Source organism: Streptomyces sp. NPDC019224 (genome assembly GCF_040632605.1).
In the GTDB taxonomy this organism is placed as follows: Bacteria; Actinomycetota; Actinomycetes; order Streptomycetales; family Streptomycetaceae; genus Streptomyces.
In genome coordinates, this window is record NZ_JBEYCF010000084.1 from 1 (window position 1) to 16,759 (window position 16,759).

The 16,759-nt window shown below is 72.2% G+C and carries 13 protein-coding genes and 1 pseudogene; 8 read left to right on the forward strand and 6 right to left on the reverse strand.

Features of this window, described 5'->3' with window-relative positions:
• Positions 1–114 precede the first annotated feature (114 nt).
• Positions 115–477, reverse strand: a complete 363-nt coding sequence (locus tag ABZ564_RS31715) for a hypothetical protein (protein WP_360862820.1) — start codon at positions 475–477, stop codon at positions 115–117.
• Between the two features lie 93 nt (positions 478–570).
• Positions 571–1,518, reverse strand: coding sequence for a heme o synthase (locus tag ABZ564_RS31720; RefSeq protein ID WP_026242751.1), 948 nt, complete (start codon positions 1,516–1,518; stop codon positions 571–573).
• A 453-nt stretch (positions 1,519–1,971) separates the two neighbouring features.
• On the opposite strand from ABZ564_RS31720, the gene tkt reads away from it, so the two are divergent.
• From tkt to pgl, 5 genes are read left to right on the forward strand one after another with little or no spacing between them, the layout of a single operon-like run.
• Complete coding sequence (tkt, locus tag ABZ564_RS31725) at positions 1,972–4,059, forward strand: transketolase (RefSeq protein WP_360862821.1); 2,088 nt, start codon at positions 1,972–1,974, stop codon at positions 4,057–4,059.
• Positions 4,060–4,093: 34 nt separating this feature from the next.
• Positions 4,094–5,212, forward strand: a complete 1,119-nt coding sequence (gene tal, locus ABZ564_RS31730) for a transaldolase (protein WP_360862823.1) — start codon at positions 4,094–4,096, stop codon at positions 5,210–5,212.
• A gap of 5 nt (positions 5,213–5,217) precedes the next feature.
• Positions 5,218–6,750: a glucose-6-phosphate dehydrogenase gene (gene zwf / locus ABZ564_RS31735; protein WP_360862825.1), complete on the forward strand. Its 1,533-nt coding sequence runs from the start codon at positions 5,218–5,220 to the stop codon at positions 6,748–6,750.
• Positions 6,747–7,760 (forward strand): glucose-6-phosphate dehydrogenase assembly protein OpcA, encoded by a 1,014-nt coding sequence (gene opcA, locus ABZ564_RS31740; RefSeq protein ID WP_360862827.1) that lies wholly within the window; start codon positions 6,747–6,749, stop codon positions 7,758–7,760. Before zwf ends, opcA begins: the two co-directional genes overlap by 4 nt.
• Positions 7,757–8,542, forward strand: a complete 786-nt coding sequence (gene pgl / locus ABZ564_RS31745) for a 6-phosphogluconolactonase (RefSeq protein ID WP_360862829.1) — start codon at positions 7,757–7,759, stop codon at positions 8,540–8,542. The genes opcA and pgl overlap by 4 nt, the downstream gene beginning before the upstream one ends.
• A gap of 119 nt (positions 8,543–8,661) precedes the next feature.
• On the opposite strand, the gene ABZ564_RS31750 is transcribed toward pgl, so the two are convergent.
• Complete coding sequence (locus ABZ564_RS31750) at positions 8,662–9,699, reverse strand: alpha/beta fold hydrolase (RefSeq protein ID WP_360862831.1); 1,038 nt, start codon at positions 9,697–9,699, stop codon at positions 8,662–8,664.
• Positions 9,700–10,005: 306 nt separating this feature from the next.
• On the opposite strand from ABZ564_RS31750, the gene ABZ564_RS31755 reads away from it, so the two are divergent.
• Complete coding sequence (locus ABZ564_RS31755; protein ID WP_360862833.1) at positions 10,006–11,733, forward strand: alpha/beta fold hydrolase; 1,728 nt, start codon at positions 10,006–10,008, stop codon at positions 11,731–11,733.
• A 225-nt stretch (positions 11,734–11,958) separates the two neighbouring features.
• Here the strand turns inward: ABZ564_RS31755 and ABZ564_RS31760 are convergent, their stop codons facing one another.
• Positions 11,959–13,206 carry a beta-ketoacyl-[acyl-carrier-protein] synthase family protein gene (locus tag ABZ564_RS31760; RefSeq protein ID WP_360862835.1) on the reverse strand — a complete coding sequence of 416 codons (1,248 nt, stop codon included), beginning with the start codon at positions 13,204–13,206 and terminating at the stop codon, positions 11,959–11,961.
• A 699-nt stretch (positions 13,207–13,905) separates the two neighbouring features.
• Between ABZ564_RS31760 and ABZ564_RS31765 the strand changes: the two genes are divergently transcribed.
• Positions 13,906–14,430 (forward strand): helix-turn-helix domain-containing protein, encoded by a 525-nt coding sequence (locus ABZ564_RS31765; RefSeq protein ID WP_360862837.1) that lies wholly within the window; start codon positions 13,906–13,908, stop codon positions 14,428–14,430.
• A gap of 49 nt (positions 14,431–14,479) precedes the next feature.
• On the opposite strand, the gene ABZ564_RS31770 is transcribed toward ABZ564_RS31765, so the two are convergent.
• Together ABZ564_RS31770 and ABZ564_RS31775 are read right to left on the reverse strand one after the other, a co-directional pair.
• Positions 14,480–15,238, reverse strand: coding sequence for a response regulator transcription factor (locus ABZ564_RS31770; RefSeq protein ID WP_360862841.1), 759 nt, complete (start codon positions 15,236–15,238; stop codon positions 14,480–14,482).
• A complete protein-coding gene (locus ABZ564_RS31775; RefSeq protein ID WP_360862839.1) occupies positions 15,235–16,668 on the reverse strand; it encodes an MFS transporter in 1,434 nt (477 codons plus the stop codon). Before ABZ564_RS31775 ends, ABZ564_RS31770 begins: the two co-directional genes overlap by 4 nt.
• A gap of 7 nt (positions 16,669–16,675) precedes the next feature.
• Between ABZ564_RS31775 and ABZ564_RS31780 the strand changes: the two are divergent.
• Positions 16,676–16,759: pseudogene (locus tag ABZ564_RS31780) on the forward strand (dolichol-phosphate mannosyltransferase); the annotation flags it as partial.

Genomic DNA, 16,759 nt, shown 5'->3' on the forward strand with positions numbered 1-16,759 from the left:
GCCGCAGAATGCGACATATAGGTCATATTTACGCCTAACCTGACATGGCGCTGTCCACCGCGGTTGCGCAACCGCGGAACGAGAGCCCCGATCCGTTCGTGTGCCGTAGGGGCCTCAGGCCTTGTCTGACGGGCCGCCGATCTGGATGCCGGCCATCCGGGACCACTCGTACGGGCCCGTGCGCACCTTCGCCGCGAACTCTCCGTCGAAGGATTCGTGCAGCGTGATCCCGGCCTTCCGCACGGCGCTCTCGGCGACCGCGTACGAGGGGGCGACCAGATCGCCCCAGCCGCCGTCCTCGCCCACCAGGACGATGCGGGCGCCCATCTGCCCGAGGTAGGCGACCTGCCCCTCGGCGCCGCCATGGGCCTTCGCGAAGGCTCCGATCCGCTTGGCCAGCCGGGCCGCCGCACGCTCCGCGCGCGCCGCCCGCCTGCCGTCCACCTGCTGGGTCCCAGCCTCTGCCGTCTCTGCCATGGACAGGATGCTACCGACGGGTAGACCAACTGGCGACGGGCGGGGAGCGTGGCTTCTGCCACGCTCCCCGCCCGTCGGCCGGAGCTGGGGGTTCTACCGCAGGAAGGGGTCCACCGCCACGGCGACGAACAGCAGCGACACATAGGTGATCGACCAGTGGAACAGCCGCATCTCCTTGAGCTTCGCGCCCGTGACCCCGGCCTTGGCCCTGCTGAGCAGCGCGTGCGCCTCCCAGAGCCAGAAGCCACCGGTGAGCAGCGCCACGGCCGTGTAGAACCAGCCGGTGTAGCCCAGCGGGGTGAGCAGCAGCGAGACGGCGACCATCACCCAGCTGTAGGCGACGATCTGGCGGGCGACCACCCGGTTGGACGCGATGACCGGGAGCATCGGGACGCCGACGCGCGCGTAGTCGTCCTTCACCTTCATGGAGAGCGGCCAGTAGTGCGGCGGCGTCCAGAAGAAGATGACGGCGAAGAGGATCACCGCGGCCCAGGACATCTCGTTCGTCACGGCCGACCAGCCGATGAGGACCGGCATGCAGCCCGCGATGCCGCCCCAGACGATGTTCTGCGCGGTGCGGCGCTTCAGCAGCATCGTGTAGACCACGACGTAGAAGAGCAGGGCGCCGAGCGACAGGGCCGCCGACAGCCAGTTGACCAGCAGCCCGAACCAGACCGTCGAGACCACCGCGAGGGTGATGCCGAAGGCCAGGCACTCGCGCGGGCTCACCATGCCGGTGACCAGCGGGCGCTGCGACGTACGGTCCATCAGCGCGTCGATGTCGCGGTCGATGTACATGTTCAGTGCATTGGCACCGCCGGCGGACAGATAGCCGCCGATGGTGGTAGTGAGCACGAGCCACAGGTCGGGTACACCCTGAGCGGCCAGGAACATCACCGGAACAGTGGTGATCAGCAACAGCTCGATGATCCGAGGCTTGGTCAGTGCCACGAATGCCTTGACACGGGCCCCGAATGGGCGTTGGCCCCCTGGGCTCGGAGTCAAGGCGACCCCTGCGGGTCGGGACTCGACGGCCGTCACGCACACCCCTGACAGAGAAATCCCAGCAAGCTCCGGGCATGAGGGCCCAGTGAAGACTTGCGCGAACCCGACCACTGTAGACGTTGGGGACAGGCCGCCCTTCGCGGGGGTGGGGTCGTGTTGATGTGGCGCGGACGGTCCTCGCGGCCCGGCCGCGCGCTACCTCGTACGCACGAGTGACGCACTGATGTCGCAGGGTTCGCACGGGCCGCTTCCCGGGCGCCCGCAACCGCGCTCCGACCCGCTCGTCGGAGCGCCCAGGAGTGACTCCGCGCGCTCATCGGAGAGGCCCATCGGTGAGCCCTTCCGCTCATACGGGAGGCGGATTCCGCGGGCCGCCCGCACCCTGGTGGAAGCCGGAAATCACGGGTGCGGACGGGGGTAGGCTCGACAGCATCCGGTGCGGTCACAGTCACCGGTCTACTCACAGTTGGAGAGGAGCCCTGACTCAGGGTGAGCACCAAGCCGACCACCACAGACCTCCAGTGGACCGAATTGGACCAGCGGGCCGTGGACACCGTCCGCGTCCTCGCCGCGGATGCCGTACAGAAGGTCGGAAACGGCCACCCGGGTACGGCGATGAGCCTGGCTCCGGCCGCGTACACCATCTTCCAGAAGGTCATGCGGCACGACCCCGCGGACGCGGACTGGACCGGCCGCGACCGGTTCGTACTCTCGGCGGGGCACAGCAGCCTGACCCTGTACATCCAGCTCTACCTGGCCGGCTACGGCCTGGAGCTCGATGACCTGAAGTCGTTCCGCACCTGGGGCTCCAAGACCCCCGGGCACCCGGAGTACGGCCACACCACCGGGGTGGAGACGACGACCGGCCCGCTGGGCCAGGGCGTCGCCAACGCCGTGGGCATGGCCATGGCCGCCCGCTACGAGCGCGGTCTGTTCGACCCGGAGGCGGCCCCCGGCACCTCCCCGTTCGACCACATGGTGTGGGTCGTCGCCGGTGACGGCTGCCTCCAGGAGGGCATCTCGGCCGAGGCGTCCTCGCTGGCCGGGCACCAGAAGCTGGGCAACCTGGTCCTGCTGTGGGACGACAACCACATCTCCATCGAGGGCGACACGGAGACCGCGGTCTCCGAGGACACCATCAAGCGGTACGAGGCGTACGGCTGGCACGTGCAGCGCGTCGACCAGCTGCCCAACGGCGACCTGGACCCCGAGGGCCTCTACCGCGCGCTGCTGGCCGCCAAGGCCGAGACCGGGCGCCCGTCGTTCATCGCGGCCCGCTCGATCATCGCCTGGCCCGCCCCGCACGCCCAGAACACCGAGGCCTCGCACGGCTCCGCGCTCGGCGACGACGAGGTCGCCGCGACCAAGAAGGTCCTCGGCTTCGACCCGGAGAAGAGCTTCGAGGTCTCCGACGAGGTCATCGCGCACACCCGCCGCGCCCTGGACCGGGGCCGCGAGGCGAAGGCCGAGTGGCAGAAGGGCTTCGACGCCTGGCGCGCGGCCGACCCCGAGCGCGCCGCCGACTTCGACCGGATCGCCGCGGGCGAGCTGCCCAAGGGCTGGGAGGACAGCCTGCCGGTCTTCGAGACCGGCAAGGCCGTCGCCACCCGCGCCGCCTCCGGCAAGGTGCTCCAGGCGCTCGGCGGGATCATCCCCGAGCTGTGGGGCGGCTCCGCCGACCTGGCCGGCTCGAACAACACCACGATCGACAAGACGTCCTCGTTCCTCCCGGCGGGCAACCCGCTGCCGGAGGCCGACCCGTACGGGCGCACGATCCACTTCGGCATCCGCGAGCACGCCATGGCCGCCGCCATGAACGGCATCGCGCTGCACGGCAACACCCGCATCTACGGCGGCACCTTCCTGGTGTTCTCCGACTACATGCGCAACGCCGTGCGGCTGTCCGCGCTGATGCACCTGCCGGTGACCTACGTGTGGACGCACGACTCGATCGGCCTCGGCGAGGACGGCCCGACCCACCAGCCGGTGGAGCACCTGGCCTCGCTGCGCGCCATCCCGGGCCTCAACGTCGTGCGCCCGGCCGACGCCAACGAGACCGCCATCGCGTGGCGCGAGATCCTGCGCCGCCACACCAAGGTGTTCGGCGAGGGCGCCCCGCACGGTCTGGCGCTGACCCGCCAGGGCGTGCCCACGTACGAGGCGAACGAGGACGCGGCCAAGGGCGGCTACGTGCTGTTCGAGGCCGAGGGCGGCGAGCCGCAGGTCGTGCTGATCGGTACGGGCTCCGAGGTCCAGCTCGCCGTGGAGGCGCGCGAGGAGCTCCAGGCGGCCGGAATTCCGACCCGTGTGGTGTCGATGCCGTGTGTCGAGTGGTTCGAGGAGCAGGAACAGGGTTACAAGGACTCCGTCCTGCCGCCGTCGGTCAAGGCGCGCGTGGCCGTCGAGGCGGGCATCGGCCTGACCTGGTACCGGTACGTCGGCGACGCCGGCCGGATCGTCTCGCTGGAGCACTTCGGCGCCTCGGCGGACGCCAAGGTCCTCTTCCGTGAGTACGGCTTCACCGGCGAGCACGTCGCCGAGGCCGCCCGGGAATCCCTCGCCGCCGCCGCGCGCTGACGCCGTTATACGACTAGTAGGAGATGCAATTCTCATGACAGACGCACTCAAGCGCCTCTCCGACGAGGGCGTGGCGATCTGGCTCGACGACCTCTCGCGCAAGCGGATCACGTCGGGCAACCTCGCGGAGCTGATCGACCAGAGCCACGTCGTGGGTGTCACGACCAACCCGTCGATCTTCCAGAAGGCCATCTCGCAGGGCGACGGCTACGACCAGCAGCTCGCCGACCTCGCCGCCCGCCGGGTGACCGTCGAGGAAGCGATCCGCATGATCACCACCGCGGACGTCCGGGACGCGGCCGACATCCTGCGCCCGGTCTTCGACGCCACGGACGGCCAGGACGGCCGGGTCTCCATCGAGGTCGACCCGCGCCTGGCGCACAACACGACGGCCACGGTTGCCGAGGCCAAGCAGCTGGCCTGGCTGGTGGACCGCCCGAACACGCTCATCAAGATCCCGGCGACCAAGGCCGGCCTGCCGGCGATCACCGAGACGATCGGCCGGGGCATCAGCGTCAACGTCACGCTGATCTTCTCGCTGGAGCGCTACCGCGCGGTCATGGACGCCTACCTGGCGGGCCTGGAGAAGGCGAAGGCCGCGGGCCTGGACCTCTCCAAGATCCACTCGGTGGCGTCCTTCTTCGTGTCCCGCGTGGACACCGAGATCGACAAGCGCCTGGACGCCATCGGCGGCGAGGAGGCGAAGGCCGCGAAGGGCAAGTCCGCCCTGGCCAACGCGCGCCTGGCCTACGAGGCGTACGAGGAGGTCTTCGCCGGTGAGCGCTGGGCCGCCCTCGACAAGGCGCACGCCAACAAGCAGCGTCCGCTGTGGGCCTCGACCGGCGTGAAGGACCCGTCCCTCAAGGACACCCTGTACGTCGTCGACCTGGTCGCGCCGAACACGGTCAACACCATGCCGGAGGCGACTCTGGACGCGGTGGCGGACCACGGCGAGATCACCGGCGACACCATCACCGGTGCGTACGACCAGGCCCGCGCCGACCTCGACGCGATCAAGAAGCTCGGCGTCGACTACGACGACGTCGTCCAGCTTCTGGAGGACGAGGGCGTCGAGAAGTTCGAGGCGTCCTGGAATGACCTGCTGAACTCGACCGAGGCGGAGCTCAAGCGCCTCGCCCCCTCGGAGGGCTGACCACTTTGTCTGGTGTTCCCGGAGCCAACCCGCTCCGTGACGCCCAGGACCGACGGCTCCCGCGCATCGCGGGGCCGTCGGGCCTGGTCATCTTTGGCGTCACGGGCGATTTGTCCCGTAAAAAGCTGATGCCCGCCGTCTACGACCTGGCCAACCGCGGCCTGCTGCCGCCGGGCTTCTCGCTCATCGGTTTCGCGCGCCGCGACTGGGAGGACGAGGACTTCGCCCAGGTCGTCCACGACGCCGTCAAGGAGCATTCCCGTACCCCCTTCCGCGAAGAGGTCTGGCAGCAGCTCAGCCAGGGCATGCGCTTCGTGCAGGGCAACTTCGACGACGACGTGGCCTTCGAGACCCTGAGGGCCACGATCGAGGAGCTGGACAAGGCGCAGGGTACGGGCGGCAACTTCGCCTTCTACCTGTCCGTCCCGCCGAAGTTCTTCCCCAAGGTCGTCCAGCAGCTCAAGAAGCACGGGCTGGCCGACCAGAAGGAAGGCAGCTGGCGCCGCGCCGTCATCGAGAAGCCGTTCGGCCACGACCTGAAGAGCGCGCAGGAGCTCAACCAGATCGTGCACGACGTCTTCCCGCCGAACGAGGTCTTCCGGATCGACCACTACCTCGGCAAGGAGACGGTCCAGAACATCCTGGCGCTGCGGTTCGCCAACACGATGTTCGAGCCGGTCTGGAACCGGTCGTACGTGGACCACGTGCAGATCACGATGGCCGAGGACATCGGCATCGGCGGGCGGGCCGGTTACTACGACGGCATCGGCGCCGCCCGTGACGTCATCCAGAACCACCTGCTCCAGCTGCTCGCGCTCACCGCCATGGAGGAGCCCGGCTCCTTCCACCCCAAGGCCCTGGTCGCCGAGAAACTCAAGGTGCTCACGGCGGTGGAGCTGCCCGAGGACCTGGGCAGGCACACCGTGCGCGGCCAGTACACGCACGCCTGGCAGGGCGGCGAGGAGGCCCTCGGCTATCTGGAGGAGGACGGTATCGACCCCAAGTCGAAGACCGACACCTTCGCCGCGATCAAGCTGACGATCAACAACCGCCGCTGGGCGGGTGTGCCGTTCTACCTGCGCACCGGCAAGCGGCTCGGCCGCCGGGTCACCGAGATCGCGGTCGTCTTCAAGCGCGCCCCGTACCTGCCCTTCGAGTCCGGGGCGACGGAGGAGCTGGGCGGCAACGCCCTGGTCATCCGGGTGCAGCCGGACGAGGGCGTCACGGTGCGGTTCGGCTCCAAGGTCCCCGGCACCTCGATGGAGGTGCGGGACGTCACGATGGACTTCGCGTACGGCGAGTCCTTCACGGAGTCCAGCCCGGAGGCGTACGAGCGGCTCATCCTCGATGTCCTGCTCGGTGATGCCAACCTCTTCCCGCGCCACCAGGAGGTCGAGCTCTCCTGGAACATCCTCGACCCGATCGAGGAGTACTGGGACAAGCACGGCAAGCCCGCCCAGTACCCGGCCGGCACCTGGGGTCCGGCCGAGGCGGACGAGATGCTCGCACGCGACGGACGGAGCTGGCGCCGGCCATGAAGATCGATCTCACGGAAACCACGTCCAGCAAGATCAACCAGGCGCTCGTCTCGGCCCGGCGCGCCGTCGGCGCCCCGGCGATCGGGATGGTGCTCACCCTCGTCATCGTCACCGACGAGGAGAACGCCTACGACGCGCTGAAGGCGGCGAGCGACTCCTCGCGCGAGCACCCCTCGCGGATCATCGCGGTCATCAAGCGGCTCAGCCGCTCGCCGCGCGCCCGCCGCGACGCGCGGCTCGACGCCGAGGTGCGGGTCGGGTCCGACTCGGGCTCCGGCGAGACCGTCGTGCTGCGTCTGCACGGCGAGCTGGCCAACCACGCCCAGTCGGTCGTCCTGCCGCTTCTGCTGCCGGACGCCCCGGTGGTCGTGTGGTGGCCGCAGGACTCCCCCGCCGACCCGGCGAAGGACGCGCTCGGCTCGCTGGCCCAGCGCCGGATCACCGACACCTACTCGGCCGAGCACCCGCTCGACGAGCTGGCGACGCGCGCCCGGACCTACCGGCCCGGTGACACGGACCTGGCCTGGACCCGCATCACGCCGTGGCGTTCCATGCTGGCGGCGGCGCTCGACCAGCAGCCGGCCGAGGTCGTCTCGGCCACGGTCGAGGGCGAGTCGGACAACCCGAGCTGCGAGCTGCTGGCCATGTGGCTCGCGGACCGGCTCGGCGTCCCGGTGGAGCGCACCACGTCCGGCGGCCCCGGCCTGACCGCCGTCCGGATGACGACGAAGAACGGCGACATCGTCCTGGACCGGGCCGACGGCTCGCTCGCCACGCTCTGCATGGTGGGCCAGCCGGACCGCGCGGTGGCGCTCAAGCGCCGCGAGACGGCGGAGCTGCTCGCGGAGGAGTTGCGGCGCCTGGACCCGGACAACATCTACGAGTCGACGGTGAAGTTCGGCGTGGACCGCCTCCACAAGGCGGGCTCGGGCGCCCCGGCGAAGGCTGCGCCTGACGCGGCACCCGCCGCGAAGAAGGCCGCTCCGGCGAAGAAGGCGGCGGCGAAGTGACCGGAGTCCCTCAGCTCGTCGTGCACCGCGACAAGGAGCTGATGGCGCAGGCCGCGGCGGCCCGGCTGATCACGAAGATCGTGGACGCCCAGGCCGCGCGCGGCGACGCCTCGGTGGTGCTCACCGGCGGGCGCAACGGCAACGGCCTGCTGGCCGCGCTCGCCGCCGCGCCCGCCCGGGACGCGGTCGACTGGTCGCGGCTCGACCTGTGGTGGGGCGACGAGCGGTTCCTGCCGGAGGGCGACCCGGAGCGCAATGTCACGCAGGCCCGCGAGGCCCTGCTGGACGCCGTGCCGCTGGACCCGTCGCGGGTGCACGTCATGCCGGCCTCCGACGGCCCCCACGGCCCGGACGCCGACGCCGCGGCCGCCGGGTACGCGGCCGAGCTGGCCGCCGCCTCCGTGCCGCAGGACCACGGCCCGGTGCCGGTGTTCGACGTGCTGATGCTGGGCGTCGGCCCCGACACCCATGTCGCCTCGCTCTTCCCGGAGCTGCCGGCGGTACGGGAGACCGAGCGCACCGTCGTCGGTGTGCACGGTGCGCCCAAGCCGCCGCCGGTCCGTATCTCGCTGACGCTGCCCGCCATCCGGGCGGCGCGCGAGGTGTGGCTGCTGGCCGCGGGCGAGGACAAGGCGGAGGCGGTGGCCATCGCCCTGTCGGGGGCCGGGGAGATCCAGGCCCCGGCGGCCGGTGCGTACGGACGCGCCCGCACGCTGTGGCTGCTGGACGCGGCGGCTGCCTCCCGCCTCCCGCGCGCCCTGTACCCGCCGGCCTCCGCCTGACCGGCCGTCAGCGGGCTTCCCGCCGGGCCCGGTCCGCCCCTCGGGGCGGGCCGGGCCCGGCGCTTTCCGCGAAGCCTCGGCCCCTGCGTATCGGGACCGCGGTGAGGGGCGCGTCGGGTTCAGGGCGCGGACGCGCAGTCGGGGCGGCGCGCCGTCGCGGGGTCGAGGGCGTTGCGTACGAGCCGCAGGACGACCTGGTCGTAAGGGCTGCCCATGTGGCCGGTCCGGTCCAGGGGGCAGAGGTCCTGGACGGTGATGTTGGTGACCTGGTCCCCGGGGTGGGCGGGGTGGAGGTACTGGCGTGCGTAGGGGGTGACGATCCTGTCCTGCCGTGTGACCACCGTGGTGTAGCGGATGCCCGGCAGGGTGTCGCCCCCGGCGTCGAGCCGGATGTTCACGGCCGAGCCGATCGTCTGGTCGGCCAGTGCCTGGCCGCCGAACCGGGCGGCCGGGGCGAGGATGTGCAGCCGCTTCGCGAGGGTGGCCAGCCCCGAGACGGTGCTGCCGTGGTTGGCCGGGGCGACACCGATCAGCCGGTGCACCTTGTTGCGGGCGGGGTCACGGGCGTCGGCTCCGCCGGCGAATTTCAAGTAGTAGCGCGGCAGGATTCCGCCGCCCTGGGAGTGGCCGACGAGGTCCACCCGGCGGGCACCCGTCCGGTCGAGGACCCGGTCGACGAAACGGGCGAGCTGCCCGGCGGACTCGGGGACGGCGGCGCGCCCCTTGATCACGTCACCCGCCGGGGCACCCACGTTGACGGCGAAGACGCAGTAGCCGTCGGCCCGGAGCCGGGGCGCCAGGGCCCGCCAGTTGTTGTACGCGTTCTCGTAGGTGCCGTGCACGAGGACGACCGGCCGGGGGTGCCGGGCGCCGGGCACGCAGTCCCAGTCGTCGGCGCCGGGCGGCGGGGCGTCGGGATGACGGGCGGAGGCGACGAACGCGCGCTCCCAGAGCGGGTAGGCGGCGCCCTGCCCGGAGGCCGGCGCGGCGTTGCGCGGGATACCGGCGCGCGGCGTGCCCGCGGCCGTGGCCAGGAGCGCGGCGGCGAGGACGGTCAGCAGGGCGGTCACCCGGCGGGAGCGGCGGCCGGGACGGTGCGCGGTCCCGGGGTCCTGGGTGGCGGGCGGGTCGGCGGGACGGTGGGGCGGTTGCTGCATGGTGGTGCCTCCCGGACGGTCGTACCGCGGCCCCGGGCAGGGCCGCGCGCTGGGCTGAGGTCATCCGTTGGGGTGGTGCGCGAGGGCCGGGGGTGGACTCCGGCCGGGCGGTCCGCGGCCCGCCGGGCGGGCACGACGGGCCCCGCGCCGGGGTGGTGACCGGTTCGCGTTCGGGTGACGCCGACCGACCCCTCGTTCACACTGAGTGACATCGCAGGTACGGTGAGGGCATCGAGTCCGGGCCGGTGGGCCTGCCGCCTTCCCTCGCGCCGGACGTCGTCCCGTATCCGGTCGCAAGGAGATGGCATGCCCGCGAACTCGCTCGTCGTCGGTGCCGGCGGTTTCATCGGCCGCGCGCTGACCGGCGAACTCCTGCGCCGGGGCCAGGAGGTCGCCGCCGCCGTGCACGGGAGCGGGGAGGGCCTGCTGCGGTGGCTCGGGGAGCAGGGGGTGGACACCGGCCGGCTCACCGTCGTCCGGTCCGACGTCACCCGCCCGGGGCTCGGTCTGTCGGAGGAGGGCCTGGACGGGGTGCGGGACGTCTACAACACGGCGGCGCGCTTCGCCTTCGGGATGACCCCGGCGGAGGCCAGAGCGGTCAACGTCGACGGAGCCGTGCATGTCGCCGAGTGGGCGGCGACCCGCCCGCGGCTGCGCCGGCTGGTCCACCTCAGCGGTTACCGCATGGCCGCCGCGGAAGCCGCTTCGCCCGACTACCGTCGCGACGGCGCCTACGAGGCGTCCAAGCGCGAGGGGGACGCGGCGGTGCGGGCGCGCGCACGGGCGCTCGGCGTGCCGCTGACCGTCGCCAACCCGAGCACCGTCATCGGGCCCGGCCAGTGGGTGGGTCTGGCGGATCTGGTACGGGAGTTGTGGCGGGGCCGCCTCCCCGCGCTGCCCGGCGGTCCGGACACCTTCCTGCCGGTCGTGGGGCTCGACTACCTCGTACAGTTCCTGGCCTCCGTTCCGGAAAGGGATGAGAGCGCGGGCGGCACCTACTGGCTGCTGGACGACGCCACGCCGGAGCTGCCGCTCCTCGCCGCGCTGCTCGCCGAGCACATGGGCGTGCCGGCTCCGCGCCGCTCCGTCCCGGTCGGTGTGGTCAAGCGGCTCCCCCGCGCCCTGACCGGGGCGGACCCGGAGACCCTGTCCTTCCTCTCCAGCGACCGGTACGACACCGCGTCGGCGCGGGAGCTCGCCCAGTCGCTCGGTCTGGAGAAGCCGCCGGTGCGCGAGGCCCTGCGCGACTGGGCCGACGACCTGGTCGCCACGCGGTTCGGCCGGGTCCCGGCGCCCGGTGTGCCGTACGGCTTCCAGCAGGTCGGCACGGACCGGACCTGGGTGGTGGGCGAGCGGGAGCGGCCCGGTTACGTCTTCCTGCACGGGATGCCGGTCGACGCCGACTCCTGGGCGCCGGTGGCCGGGCGGGTGGACGCCCCCGCCCTCGCCGCCGACCTACCGGGGTTCGGTCGCTCCACGCCCGAGCCCCGGCAGACGCACGACGACTGGCTCACCGCCCTGCTGGCCCCGGTGCGGGGCCGGCCGGTGCTGGTCGCCCACTCGTATTCCTGCGGGCCCGCCCTGCGCTACGCGCTGCGGCATCCCGGGCGGATCGGTGCGCTGGTGCTCGTCTCCCCCGCCTTCCTCCAGCCGGCCTCCTCGTGGCTGACGCGGTCCCCTCTCGCCGTGCCGGCCCTGAGCCGGATGACCGCCGAGCGGCTGGCCGGCTCCCTCGGACTCCCGGACCCCACGTGGCTCCTGGGGCCGGTGGCCGATCTGCGGCGTTCGGGGGCCGCGCTGCGAGTGGTCTCCGCGCTGCGTTCGGCGTACGGGCAGCGCGCCGCCCTGCGCGGTGCCGTACGCGGTGCGACGCTCCCGGTGGAGCTGGTCGTCGGGTCGGACGATCCGCTGGAGGAGCCGGCCGAACTGCCCGTCACCGAGATCGGATCGGCCGGTCACTACCCCCAGCTGACCCACCCCGACGAGGTCGCGCGGCATCTGGTCGCCGTGCGGAAGCGGGCGGCGGCCCGCTAAGGGCTGTCCCGTCATCCCTGGCGGGCGCACGACGACGGCTACGGCACCTCTCCCCCGTAGCCCCAAGGGCACGGGGGACCCCCTCCGTTGTCGGAACGCCCGGATACATCCGGTACGCGGACACCCCTCCGCCCTGCGACGCACCGCATCCGACGCCGCGCGCCGATCCACCAGGGATGACGGGACAGCCCTGAGGCGTCTCTGCCCGGCGTCCGGCATCCGCCGTCAGACGCGGGTGAAGGCCAGTACCACGTTGTGGCCGCCGAAACCGAAGGAGGTCGACAGGGCCGCCGTCGCCGCGGCCCGGCGGGGCAGTCCGGTCACCAGGTCGAGTTCGATGCCATCGCCGATCTCCTCCAGATTGCGCACCGCCGGCACCACGGACTCCTTGAGCGCCCGCACCGTGAGGATCGCCTCCACGGCTCCCGACGCGCCCAGGAGGTGCCCTGTCGAGGACTTGGCGGCGGTGACCACCGGATGACCGCCCACCGCGGTCACCAGGGCGCGGGCCTCCGCGACATCGCCCTGGGGAGTGCCCGTGGCGTGCGCGTTGACGTGACCGATATCGGCTCCGGTCAGTCCGGCGTCGCGCAACGCCTCCTCGATGGCGCGCACTTGTCCGCCCGCGTCGGGCAGCGTGATGTCATGGGCGTCGGAGGTGATGCCGGCCCCGGCCAGCTCCGCGTGCACGCGCGCCCCGCGCGCCCTCGCGTACTCCGCGCGTTCCAGCACGACCATGCCCGCACCCTCGGACATGACGAACCCGTCCCGCCGCCGGTCGAACGGCCTGGAGGCGAGCTCCGGCGCGTCGTTGCGCAGCGAAAGGGCCCGCATCTGGGCGAAGGCGCCGAGCGAGAGGGGATGCAGGCAGGCGTCCGTCCCTCCGGCCACCACCACGTCGGCGCGTCCGGCGCGGATGAGCAGGGCGCCCACCGCGAGGGCCTCGGCTCCCGAGGCGCACGCACTGGTCGGCGCATGGGTGCCCGCCCGGGCCCCCACCATCAGGCTCACCACCGCGGAGGCGCCGTTGGGCATGAGCCGGGGCACCGTGTACGGGGAGACCGCGCGCCGCCCGCGCACGTTCAGCACGTCGTTCTGGTCCAGTATGGTCAGCGCGCCTCCGATGCCGGTGCCCACCACGACCGCCAGCCGTTCGGGCTCGACCTCCGGCCGGTCCGCGTCGGCCCACGCCTCCCCGGCCGCGACCAGGGCGGCCGCCTGGCTGCGGTCCAGCCGGCGCCGCCGTACCCGTTCGATCTCGCCGTAGGGGTCACGGTGCATGCTGCCCGCGATACGGACGGGCAGCGTGCCGGCCCACGGGGCGTCGATCGGGGAGATGCCCGACCGGCCCGCGAGCAGCGCCTCCCAGGTGCCGGCGACATCGCCGGCGAGCGGGGTCGTGGCGCCCATACCCGTCACCAGGACACCGCTCGCGGGCCGGGGCTGCCGGCGCTCACCCGATGTGCGCCGCACGGCCGTCTCCGTTTCCGGGCCGGGCCGAAAGGGCCGCGCGGTTTCTCAGTCCCGCGACGGTGAGGGCGATCACCGCACGGAGCAGCTCGCCGACGCCGCCCGGCGGGGCCGCGGGGGCCTCCGCGTTCGCCCGGCCGGACCCTTCCCCTTGTTCGTATGCAATCAATTCGCCCGCCACACGCATACCGTCTCCTCATTTCCATTTCCCGGCGGTGGCCTGAATGAGCCGTAGGACCGAATGGTTCAAAGAATGGCCGCAAGGTGTAGGCCGACCAACCGCCGGTACGGATTGCCACCGCCTCGTACCGAACCCAATCTAAGAGCCCGGTAAGAGCTTCCACATCGGGTGTTCTGTTGATTTCCAGCTCCCCCTTCCAGCGGACCCTTCACCCATTAGGAGGGGTCCGAACGCGCCGGTCACCGCCTTGATGAGGAGCTGCCGAACCCTTTCCTCACAAGGAAAGTCCGACACCCGCAAGACCATGATCAAATACTTTCTCGCTTGTCTTACAATGCCTTTCTGTGGCTTCTTATTGCCACGGCGCCGAAGCATGCTGCATAGTGAACAAAGATGCTGCAGAGGACAGTTTGCGGCCGCACTCCGGGCCCATGCGCTTCAAAAATAAATTACGCACATAATGGCACGGCATCCGGGCCGGTCTCTCTTTCTTTCTCCTGCAAAATCCGGAAGGAAGCCTCATGTCACACACCGAAACGGCGCGCACGTCCTGCGCCGAGGAGACGGTCCATGTGGTCCGCTGGCCCCTCGAAGCGTCGAAGCTGGAGCACCACCGGCGTACGGGCGCCCTGCGTCTCCTCGTGATCGAGAACGGCGGGACACCGCCGACGACCACCGACGCGCGGGAGGACTGGGTCCGCTCACCGATCACCCGCGAGGACTTCAGCGCCCGCATCGCGGCCCTGCGCGCCAGGGCCTCCTCGTACGATGCGCCCGTCCTGGACCACGACGGACTGCTGCGGTACGGGAGCCGCGTCGTGCCCGTCTCGCCGACCGAGATGTACCTGTTACGGCCCCTGGTGCAGAGGTTCGGAAGCCTGGTGGCCCGCGAGGAGCTGCTCACGCTGCTGAGCACCCGCGGCTCCACCGCAAGCCGGAACGCACTGGACCTGCATGTGATGCGCATCCGCCGGCGGGTGCTGCCGCTGGGGCTGCGCCTGCGGACGGCCAGCAGGCGCGGCTACCTCCTGGAGGGCCCCGCATGACAGCGGACCCGCGGCCGGGCCGGTCCCGGCAGGGGCCCGCCGCCGGGGGTCAGACCGCCGTCCGCCGCGCGTCGGCGCAACCGCAGGCGGCGGGTACCAGCCCGGTGCGATGGGCGTAGATCACGGCGTGGACCCGGTTGCGCAGTTCCAGCTTGTCCAGCAGGTGCTGCACATGGGACTTGACGGTGCTCTCGCCCAGGACCAGTTCGGCCGACATCTCGGCGTTGCTGAGCCCCCGGGCGAGCAGTGTCAGCACCTCCCGCTCACGCGGCGTCAGAAGTGCGGCACGCGCCCTCTCCTCATCGGTCCCGTGCCGGCAGGGCGGCCCGGGGCGGGGCTCCCCCTCCCGGGCGGTGGCGGGGAACCCGCCGGCCTCCAGGACGGCGTAACCGGCGGCGGTCAGGTGGACGGCGGACAGCAGCTGCGCGGGGGTGGCGCGGCTGAGCACCACCCCTCTCGCCCCGGCCCGCAGCGCCCGCCGCACGGCCTCGTCGGTCCCCTGCACCATCAGCAGGACCCCCGGCGCGCCGTTCTCCGTGCGGGCGGCCAGCGCGGCGGCCAGACGGGCGGCGTCGAGGCCCGGTGACTGCGCGTCGACGAGCACCACCTGGGGGCGCAGACCGGCCGCCCGGGCCTCGGCGCCGGCGGCGTCGGTCGCTTCGCCGGCCACCTCGACGGCCGGGTCCCGGTCGAGCACGGCCCTGATGCCGGCGCGCGTGATCGCGCGGTCACCGACCAGCAGAACGCGAACGAGTGCGGTGATCGTCCCTCTCCTCTCTCCTTCGGGGGTGGCAGGCCTCGGTATCAGGCCGCCGTGCCCCCGGTACGGGGAACGGCCGCGCCGCCGTCCGCGCGGACGGGCCGCCCGGCGTCGCGGCGCCTCGGCGTGGCGAGGACGGCGAGGGCGCCGACGGCGATGAGGCACGCGCCGGTCCACAGCGCGGGGACCATGCCGTCGGTGAAGCCGCCCGGCGTGGCGAGGTCCCCGTGCGCGGTGAACACGGAGGCCAGGACGGCGACTCCGAGGACGCCGCCCAGTTCGCGCAGCGCGTTGACGGCGCCCGACGCCATACCCCGGTCCTCCTCCGCCACCGCCCCCATCACCAGGTTCGCGGTCGGGGAGAAGTAGAAGGTCATGCCGAGCCCGCACAGCACCAGCGCCGGGACGAGGGAGGGGTAGCTCACGTCCGGGGAGACGCGGGCCGCGATCCAGCCCAGTCCGCACGCCTGGAAGGTCAGCCCGAGCGCCACGATGGGGCGGCCGCCGATCCGGTCGGAGAGGAGGCCGGCCAGCGGCGCGACGAAGATGGGCACGATCGTCCACGGCAGGATGCGCAGCCCCGCCTCCATCGGCGAGTAGCCCCGCGGCCCCTGGAAGAACTGCGTGAGCAGGAAGACCGAGCCGAACATCCCGGCGAACATCAGCAGGCCCGCCGCGTTCATCCCGCTGAAGGTGCGGTGCCGGAAGAGGCGCATGGGGAACATGGGCATGGCGGTGCGCAGCTCCCAGGCGACGAAGGCCGCGAGGACCAGGGCGCCGCCGGCCAGCGCGGCCGGGACCCGTACGCCGGACCAGTCGTCGGCCGGCCCCTGGATCAGGCCGTAGACGATGCCGAACAGGCCGGTGCCCGCCAGCACGGTCCCGACCAGGTCCAGCCGTGCGTTCGGGCCCCGGCTCTCGGTGAGCCGCCACCGGGCGAGCGGGAGGACCAGGAGCCCGATCGGCACATTGATCCAGAAGATCCACTGCCAGGCGAGGTGTTCGACCACCGTCCCGCCGATGAGCGGCCCCATGGCGATGGCGAGACCCTCGACGGCGCTCAGCGCGCCGAGGACCGCCCCGCGCCGGGCGGCCGGGGCGACCGCCGTGAGCAGGGTCAGGTTGAGCGGCATCAGGGCGGCGGCGCCCAGCCCCTGCACGGCGCGGGCCGCGATCAGGGCGCCGATGCCGGGGGCGAGGGCCGCCGCGGCGGACGCGGCGGTGAAGATGAACAGGCCCACGAGGAACATCCGCCGCCGGCCGAACCGGTCGCCCAGGGCCGCGCCGGGCAGCATCAGGACGGCGTAGGTGAGCGTGTAGGCGTTGACCGTCCACTCCAGCTGCCCGATGTCGCCGCCGAGGCTCTCGCGGATGGCGGGCAGGGCGGTGATGACGACGAGGTTGTCGAGGGACACCATGGCCACGCCGAGGCCACAGCACAGGAACGTCCACAGGACGTTCCGCTTCGAGACGTTCATGACTGCCTTCTCCAGGAAGTGTGCCGGGGCGACCCGGGACGTCACCGGCGGTTACCGGGCCTTCCGCACCGAGACCCTCAAGGGCATCGGC